This is a genomic window from Thermovirga sp. (genome assembly GCA_012523215.1).
Lineage (GTDB): Bacteria > Synergistota > Synergistia > Synergistales > Thermovirgaceae > 58-81.
On the sequence record JAAYIZ010000160.1, the window covers coordinates 1 to 7,394 of the forward strand.

The window sequence follows — 7,394 nt, forward strand, 5'->3', positions numbered from 1 at the left end:
CAGCCTTACCGTTGAAAATGTAGATTCTATGGGGTTCGTGGTTCTTATGTGGATCCAGTGCACTGCAGGGAAGTCATAGAATGAGAGAAGATCTTCCCTGTCTTTTCTCAGGCAGTCCTTAACTCTTTACCCAGTGCCCGGAGCGAAAGCAACTGGGTGCCATTGACGCACTTGATCCTTGAAGTCCCGAGTTCCGCGTCACGGTTTTCGTTGAACTTTGAACCTGATAACTTTGAACAGGTTTTGCTATGTCACTTACTCCATTGACCATTTTTGCCATTGAACTATAATGTCATGTGGGAAATTCCCACCAGGGTGGTGATAATGAATGTCTGCTATCTCTTTGAAAGTGGATGAAAAGGGCCGGGTAACACTGCCAAACAAACTCCGAAAGAACCTCGACATCAAACCGGGCGATACGCTTTTCCTGCAGGAACAGGCTGAATACTTTGTCCTGAAAAAAGCAGTGGACCCTTTTGATGCTCTTGCGTTAGATGCATTAAGAGAGCGTAACGAAGGCAAGACCGTTGGTCTCAAGGATGTTGCATCTCAACTGGGGGTAGACCTTGAATAAGGAAAAAGATCAGGAATATTCCATAGAATTTTCAACGGGTGCCGTAAAAGACCTTGAAGCCAAGGCCTGCAAACCCCATCTTAACGAGATCTTTGAAGAGATCCAGGTTCTTGGAACAGAACCCCTTGCAGGTGATCTCCTTGAAGGCTCACTTGCGAAAGTCCGGTCCCTTCACTTTTCCCTAAAAGGCAGCGGTCAATGGCGCGTAGCCTACTATGTCATGACCGAGGAGAAGGTTTGCCTTATCCTCCTTGTTGCCACAAGAGAGAACTTTTACGAAAAGGCTAACTCAAGATACAGGTCCATCAAGAAATCCCTGAGATAAAAAGGATACGCCGCTTTATATTGCAACTCCATACACCAGATTGGAGCTTAACTCTGGAGAAGGAGAACGGTTATGAAAAGCGTTGCATGGGGGGAGCCAATGAAAAGCGATCGCGGCCGGGAAACCGGCCGTTTTTTATTTCCTGCAGAGCCTGAACCGGCGGATCATGGGGCAGCCGTAACGGCGGCTTGTATGATTTGTTCCGAACCTGTAGGATTAAGCAATAATATTCCCAGGAGTAAACCGTTAGGATAGCGATAAGGGAAAGGACTCGCCTTTGCCACGGCCTACTTCATCCCCAGGGAAAAACGCCCCCGCCGATCTTAATTTTCACCCTCCCTTTTTCGGTATCCAAAACTCAAATCGGAGGTGCGTCATGAGCCAACGCCTGGATTACAAGGAAGCCTCGCCCGAGGCGTTCGATGCCCTGATCCACATCGAAAGGGTGATCCATAAGAGCGGCCTGGAAGCGTCGCTGCTGGACCTGGTCAAGTGCCGCGCTTCGCAGGTCAACGGCTGCGCCTGGTGCCTGGACATGCATACCAAGGACGCCCGTGCCCGGGGGGAGACCGAACAGCGCCTGTATTTGCTCCCGGCCTGGCGGGATGCGCCGGGCTACACCGAGCGTGAGCGGGCTGCCCTGGCCTGGACGGAAGCGGTCACCCGGATCGCCGTGCAGGGTGTGCCCGACGACGTCTACGCCCAAGCGCGCGCTCACTTCAGCGAGAAGGAATTGGTCGACCTGACCCTGGCTATCATCGCCATCAACGGTTGGAACCGGATGAACATCTCCTTCCGTACCAAGGTCGGCGACTACGTCAGCCCCCACGGGGCGGCACCCAAGAAATCGAAGTGAGACATTCCAGCCTGGGAGGGCAGGAGGATGGACCGGATGGATATTCAAACGAAGCGGGCTTATGAACCGGCGTCAAAGGAGGACGGCATCCGCGTCCTGGTGGACCGCTTGTGGCCCAGGGGCATGAGCAAGGAGAAGATGGAAGCGGACCTGTGGCTCAAGGAGGCGGGGCCGAGCACGGAACTGCGGAAATGGTTCAACCACGACCGTGACAAGTGGGAGGAATTCAAGAGCCGTTATTTCAAAGAACTGGATGGGAACGCTGAAATGACCGGTGAACTCCTGGAACTGGCCGCCAAGGGGCGCGTCACCCTTTTATTTTCGGCCCACGACGAGGAATACAACCAAGCCGTAGCCCTGAAAGAGTACTTGCTGTCGAAGTCAGAATAGGCGTCCGGCCCTTTGCCGGATCCTGCCGATGATGTCGCCGCCGCGGGGGAGTCGTCGCCCTCGTGACGGCGGCACTTTTTATATTTCTGCTTCAGGAGTAGCGGATCGCTTTGCATTCTATTTATCGTTAATCGCTTGACAGGCGATTATCCTGTAATAGAATACGGCTATGAAGAGTCGTTTGGGAGAGATGGAATCACAGTTTTTCGCTTATACTCAGATGCGCGACATAACCAAGGTAAGGTCTGGAGACCTGGAGGGGCCGCTGGGGTTGACCGGGGACCAGGAGCGGCGTCTGCTCAGCCGCCTTGCCAAGGCCGGGATCATTGTCCGCGTGCAACGGGGATTATACCTTCTCCCGCCCAGGTTGCCGCTGGGTGGAGCGTGGGACCCGGGTGAGGCACTAGCCCTGACCACGTTAATGGAAGCGCAGAATGCGCGATACCAGGTGTGCGGACCCAACGCTTTCAACCGTTACGGTTTCGACGAGCAGATCCCCCTGAGAACCTACGTTTATAACACGGGGATTTCGGGAGATCGAAAGGTCGGGAAGGTAGCCCTCACTCTTATCAAGGTGGCAGAACAGAGGCTGGGTGACACGGAGGAATTTTCAACCCAGGGCGGCCAGGTCCTGGTCTACTCTTCCAGGGTTAGAACGCTTGTAGACGCGGTCTATGACTGGTCGAGGTTCAACAGTTTGCCCAGGGGTTATGACTGGATATGCCAAGAACTCTCTTCCGGCCGAATAAGTCCGGAACGACTGGTGGATAGTGCTGCCAGGTTTGGTGACGTGGGGACAAAGCGGCGCATCGGTTTTTTGCTGGACCGCGAAGGGGTAGGACAGACCCTTCTCCAGAGGCTGCAAGCTGGCCTGAAAGAAACCTCAAGCCCCATCCCCTGGATCCCGACCAAGCCCAAGGTCGGAAAGGCCGACTCAAGATGGGGTGTTGTGGATAATGCGAGCGCCTGATCTTCCTCCTATTCGCAACCATGAAGATCCTGTACTTTTTCGTGAAGCCCTGTCATTCACCGCCGCCGAAACCGGTTTTACCGCTCGACTGATCGAGAAAGATTATTTTTGTACGGTCCTTCTTTCGTACCTTGCTCACAATAGTAAAGAGCTTGTTTTCAAGGGAGGTACTTGCCTTTCCAAGGTGCATGCTGATTTCTATCGCATGAGCGAAGACCTGGATTTTGTCATTTCTTCTCCTAGTGATGCCTCCCGAAGAGAAAGAAGTATCCGTGTGGCTGGTCTCAAGGAGGCCATTAAGGACCTTCCTCGCGAAATCACTGTTTTCAATCCAGTCCAGAGTTTAAAGGGAGCTAATGACTCAAGACAATACCTTGCCGAGATAGGGTACATTTCACTGATCTCCGGGTACATCGAGACCGTAAAACTTGAGATAGGTCTTCGGGAACCGATATTAACGCCGGTGTCGATGGCTGCCGCACGGACTATCCTGAGAAACCCAATCTCCGCAGGATTCTTTGTCCCTCCGGTGAAGGTTCCGAGTCTTTCGCTTCTCGAGAGTTTCGCCGAGAAGTTCCGAGCCGCCCTTTCTAGACAGAAGCCGGCGATCCGTGATTTTTACGATATTGACTATGGTGTGAGACATCTAGGTATTGATGTCAACGATCCTGACCTTGCAGATCTTTTAATAAAGAAAATGGCTGTCCCTGGTAACGGACCTATTGATGTTTCAAGGGCCAGGTTAGATGAACTTCGTCGGCAAGTGCATTCCCAGCTAAAACCGGTTCTCCGGGGGAAAGATTTTGAAGAGTTTGATATGGATCGTTCCTTTGAGGTAGTGGCGAAAATGGCTTTAAAGATTCACCCAACAGGAGAGTACGTATTTTTCTGAGTAAGGTGCGTTGTCGGGGTTGAGTTTTTCTCCATTGCCTACTTCCCGTCACTAAAGAAAACCGTCGGATCCATCCCCGACAATGGGCCTTTCCTCGAACAAGAGCATACCATGGTGATCTGATCCTTTCCGGTCAATCCTTTTCTGATTTGAAGCCTGTCATGACGCTTGCCAAAGCGTTAGGACCAAAGTGGGTTGGGCCTCTCATTTTCCCTGTTGACAGGGGAGCCCGAAGTATTACAAATTACGAAATACGTTTAAGGGGGCTCATCCCATCAACATGGCCGATGCACTTTTGTCTCCCGCGTTCAATGGACAACAGCATGTCGGTGATCCTGCGTAGGTGCCCACGGTGACCGTTCCCTGTTCCCCGGAGTGTGTATGCAACGTAGGCCCTTCAGGGATATAATGAAAAAATAAAACGCGGGCTGGGGCGTGACTTGCTCCGCGGGGGTGATAAAAACGATTACCATCTACGGATGTGGGGCCCTTGGCGGCCGCCTCGCCGCTCAGTTTCACGAAGCGGGAGTGCCGGTGCAGTGCCTTTCGCGGCCGGGAGCCCACCTCGAGAGTATCAGGACCCGGGGTCTCCTTTTCAGGGATGGAGCGGGCGAAACCAGGAGGGTGCCCCTGCGGGTCTTCGATGATCCTTCTAAATGTGTTCCTGCCGAACTAGTGATTGTACTGGTCAAATCCTGGCAGAATCCCCACGTGGCGGAAACCTTGCCCGGTCTTTTGTCGCGGGAGGGGTTCGCACTGACCCTGCAGAACGGCCTGGGCAACGTGGAGACCCTCCGGGACCATGTGCCGGAGGGAAGGTTCCTGGCCGGGTCGACCACCTACGGCGCGTTCAGGCCGGAGCCTGGAGCCGTCTTCAGCGGCGGGGACGGCCTCATCCGATTCGCGCCCGTAACACCGGGGGCGGATGCCCGGGAAGTGCTCGGTTTTTTCAGGGCAGCCGGGTTCGATGTCGTGCTCGACGATGAGCCCTGGCGTGCGATCTGGGCCAAGGTGATAGTCAGCGCCGGGATCAACCCCGTGGCGGCCCTGGCGCGATTGAACAACGAGGAAACGCTGGGTTCGCCCTTCGCCTTGAAAGTCGTGGAATCTCTATGCAGGGAGGCCGTATCCGTGGCCAACGCATCGGGGTTGGCCTTTGACGCCGACGAGGAGTGGGACGGTCTTTTGAAGGTCCTCGAACTAACATCGGGCAACAGGTCATCCATGCTGCAGGATGTCGAATCGGGGAACAGGACCGAGATTGAGGCCATCAGCGGCGAGATCATGAGGAGGGGCATCGCGGCGGGCCTTGAAATGCCCTCCACGGTGACGGTCTACAATCTTGTGAAGGCTCTCGAGGTGGGCCTTCACTCGTAAGCTTTTTTTAAAATCTCGCCAACCTGTGTCGGTTCTTGGGCCGTCCATGGATAACGTAGACCTTGAACGGACCCGGGCGGAATATTTTGTGTGTTGAGCTGGAAGGAAGGAGCAACATGGAGAAGTCACCCTCGGATGGAAATGAGGCAAGGTCGGGTCTGAAGGCAGCCATCGCGGCCTATACGGTCTGGGGCCTGCTTCCGGTTTTCTGGAAACTCCTGGGCGGCGTGCCGGCGCCCGGGATACTCGCCCACAGGATCATATGGTCGCTGGTGTTCGTGGCGGCGATAATGATCCTGCAGGGGAACCGGAAAGAATTGATGGCCGGCTTTCGAAATGTCCGTACCGCGGCCTTGCTCTTTTGCAGCAGCCTTTTCATCGCCGGCGACTGGTTGCTCTTCATCTGGGCCGTCAACACCGACCAGGTCCTGGAGACGAGCCTGGGTTACTATATCAATCCCCTGGTCACGATTTTTTTCGGCTTCGTCTTCTTCCGCGAGAGGGTGGGGAGGGTCCAGTGGTTCGCCATCATTATCGCTGCCGCGGGTGTGCTGTACCAGGTCGTCCTGCACGGGAACGTCCCCTGGGTTTCCCTGGGGCTGGCACTGACCTTCGCCTTCTACGGTTTGATAAGAAAGAAGGTGGTGATCGACTGCCTACCGGGTCTTTTCGCGGAGACGCTCTACCTCTCCTTGCCAGCCCTGTTGTTCCTTGTCCTGGCCGATGTTCGGCACACCGGTACCTTCATGGCGGGTGACATATCTTTGGACCTTCTCCTGATTTTGACGGGGGTGATGACGTCGCTGCCCTTGCTCTGGTTCGCCTACGGCGCTCGAAGGCTGAAACTTGTGACCGTGGGCTTCCTGCAGTATATTGCACCGACACTTCAGTTTTTCCTTGGAGTGTGGGTATTCCATGAACCGATGGATTTTCCCACCTTGGTCACCTTCGTGTGGATCTGGGTCGCCTTGAGCCTCTATTCCTGGGGCAACCTGGTGGTTTTAAAGAAGGAACATGCCTTGTTTGACGCTGCGACCGGTCCTGGGGCGGGAGCGTGAGCGGCCGGGCTATTTTGAAAAAATTCTTCATGGCTGGGAGGGTTTGAAATGAGTTTGTCACAAAAGATGAGAAAAGTACCCGAGAAGATTCTTCTTGGGCCTGGTCCTACGCCCGTCGAGGGGAGGATACTTAGGGCCATGGCCGAGCCTACCCTTGGCCACCTGGACAGGGACTTCGTGGCCATAATGGACGAGACCAGGGAGCTCCTCAGGTTGGTCTTCCAGACCGGCAACGACCTGACGGTGGCCATGTCGGGCACGGGTAGCGCCGGCATGGAGACGGCCTGGGTGAACATGATCGAGAGGGGAGACAAGGCCATAATCTGCTCCCACGGAGTCTTCGGCTCCCGGATGCAGGACGTGGCCGGGAGGTGCGGCGCCGAGGTTGTCGAGGTCAACGCCCCGATGGGCAAGTCCGTTGACCCCGGTGATATCGAAAAGGCCATCAGGGCCAACCCCGACGCAAAATTCGTGGGGATTGTCCACGCCGAGACCTCCACCGGGGTGCTTCAGCCCCTGGATGAGATCACTCCCATGGTCCACGGGGCGGGCATGTTCATAGTGGTCGACGCCGTTACATCCCTGGGCGGCATGGAGGTCCCCGTTGACCGCCTCGGCCTTGACATGGTCTACAGCGGAAGCCAGAAGTGTCTAGCCTGTCCCCCGGGGCTTGCGCCGGTCACGGTGGGACCGAAAGCGGTGGAGCACATCCAGGGCCGCGGAACCAAGGTCCAGAGCTGGTACCTGGACCTGACGATGATCATGCGCTACTGGGGCCAGGAGAGGTTCTACCACCACACCGCTCCGGTTAACATGATCTATGGGCTGAACGAAGGCTTGAGGATCATCGCCGAGGAGGGTCTCGAAAATCGGTTCGCCCGCCATAGGAAGAACGCGTCGGCGCTTTGGGCCGGGCTGGAAGCCCTGGGCCTGGAACTGCTGGTGGAGCCCG

General features: G+C 55.5%; 9 protein-coding genes and 1 pseudogene. 9 read left to right on the forward strand and 1 reads right to left on the reverse strand.

Annotated elements, in window-relative coordinates:
• Window positions 1–117: pseudogene (locus GX108_04265) on the reverse strand (hypothetical protein).
• 211 nt (window positions 118–328) lie between these two features.
• On the opposite strand from GX108_04265, the gene GX108_04270 reads away from it, so the two are divergent.
• The 9 genes from GX108_04270 to GX108_04310 form a co-directional block, all read left to right on the forward strand.
• The gene (locus GX108_04270) at window positions 329–574 is read left to right on the forward strand and encodes an AbrB/MazE/SpoVT family DNA-binding domain-containing protein (protein ID NLO56253.1); all 246 of its coding nucleotides are present in this window, start codon (window positions 329–331) and stop codon (window positions 572–574) included.
• Window positions 567–899 carry a hypothetical protein gene (locus tag GX108_04275; protein ID NLO56254.1) on the forward strand — a complete coding sequence of 111 codons (333 nt, stop codon included), beginning with the start codon at window positions 567–569 and terminating at the stop codon, window positions 897–899. Before GX108_04270 ends, GX108_04275 begins: the two co-directional genes overlap by 8 nt.
• Window positions 900–1,275: 376 nt before the next feature.
• The gene (locus GX108_04280; protein ID NLO56255.1) at window positions 1,276–1,755 is read left to right on the forward strand and encodes a carboxymuconolactone decarboxylase family protein; all 480 of its coding nucleotides are present in this window, start codon (window positions 1,276–1,278) and stop codon (window positions 1,753–1,755) included.
• A gap of 36 nt (window positions 1,756–1,791) precedes the next feature.
• Window positions 1,792–2,145: a DUF488 domain-containing protein gene (locus GX108_04285; protein ID NLO56256.1), complete on the forward strand. Its 354-nt coding sequence runs from the start codon at window positions 1,792–1,794 to the stop codon at window positions 2,143–2,145.
• Between the two features lie 190 nt (window positions 2,146–2,335).
• Window positions 2,336–3,115, forward strand: a complete 780-nt coding sequence (locus tag GX108_04290; GenBank protein NLO56257.1) for a hypothetical protein — start codon at window positions 2,336–2,338, stop codon at window positions 3,113–3,115.
• Window positions 3,102–4,007 carry a nucleotidyl transferase AbiEii/AbiGii toxin family protein gene (locus GX108_04295; GenBank protein NLO56258.1) on the forward strand — a complete coding sequence of 302 codons (906 nt, stop codon included), beginning with the start codon at window positions 3,102–3,104 and terminating at the stop codon, window positions 4,005–4,007. Before GX108_04290 ends, GX108_04295 begins: the two co-directional genes overlap by 14 nt.
• A gap of 453 nt (window positions 4,008–4,460) precedes the next feature.
• Complete coding sequence (locus GX108_04300) at window positions 4,461–5,384, forward strand: 2-dehydropantoate 2-reductase (GenBank protein NLO56259.1); 924 nt, start codon at window positions 4,461–4,463, stop codon at window positions 5,382–5,384.
• A 116-nt stretch (window positions 5,385–5,500) separates the two neighbouring features.
• Entirely contained in the window at window positions 5,501–6,442 is a 942-nt protein-coding gene (rarD, locus tag GX108_04305; protein NLO56260.1) for an EamA family transporter RarD, read from the forward strand.
• Between the two features lie 48 nt (window positions 6,443–6,490).
• Window positions 6,491–7,394 (forward strand): alanine--glyoxylate aminotransferase family protein (locus GX108_04310; GenBank protein NLO56261.1); only part of this gene is annotated, 904 nt, incomplete at its 3' end.

What these genes read in the sequence shown, in the direction of transcription:
- GX108_04270 (NLO56253.1), top strand. Translation starts at nt 329, where the DNA reads ATGTCTGCTATCTCTTTGAAAGTGGATGAAAAGGGCCGGGTAACACTG.
- GX108_04280 (NLO56255.1), top strand. Translation starts at nt 1,276, where the DNA reads ATGAGCCAACGCCTGGATTACAAGGAAGCCTCGCCCGAGGCGTTCGAT.
- GX108_04285 (NLO56256.1), top strand. Translation starts at nt 1,792, where the DNA reads ATGGATATTCAAACGAAGCGGGCTTATGAACCGGCGTCAAAGGAGGAC.
- GX108_04290 (NLO56257.1), top strand. Translation starts at nt 2,336, where the DNA reads ATGGAATCACAGTTTTTCGCTTATACTCAGATGCGCGACATAACCAAG.
- GX108_04295 (NLO56258.1), top strand. Translation starts at nt 3,102, where the DNA reads ATGCGAGCGCCTGATCTTCCTCCTATTCGCAACCATGAAGATCCTGTA.
- rarD (NLO56260.1), top strand. Translation starts at nt 5,501, where the DNA reads ATGGAGAAGTCACCCTCGGATGGAAATGAGGCAAGGTCGGGTCTGAAG.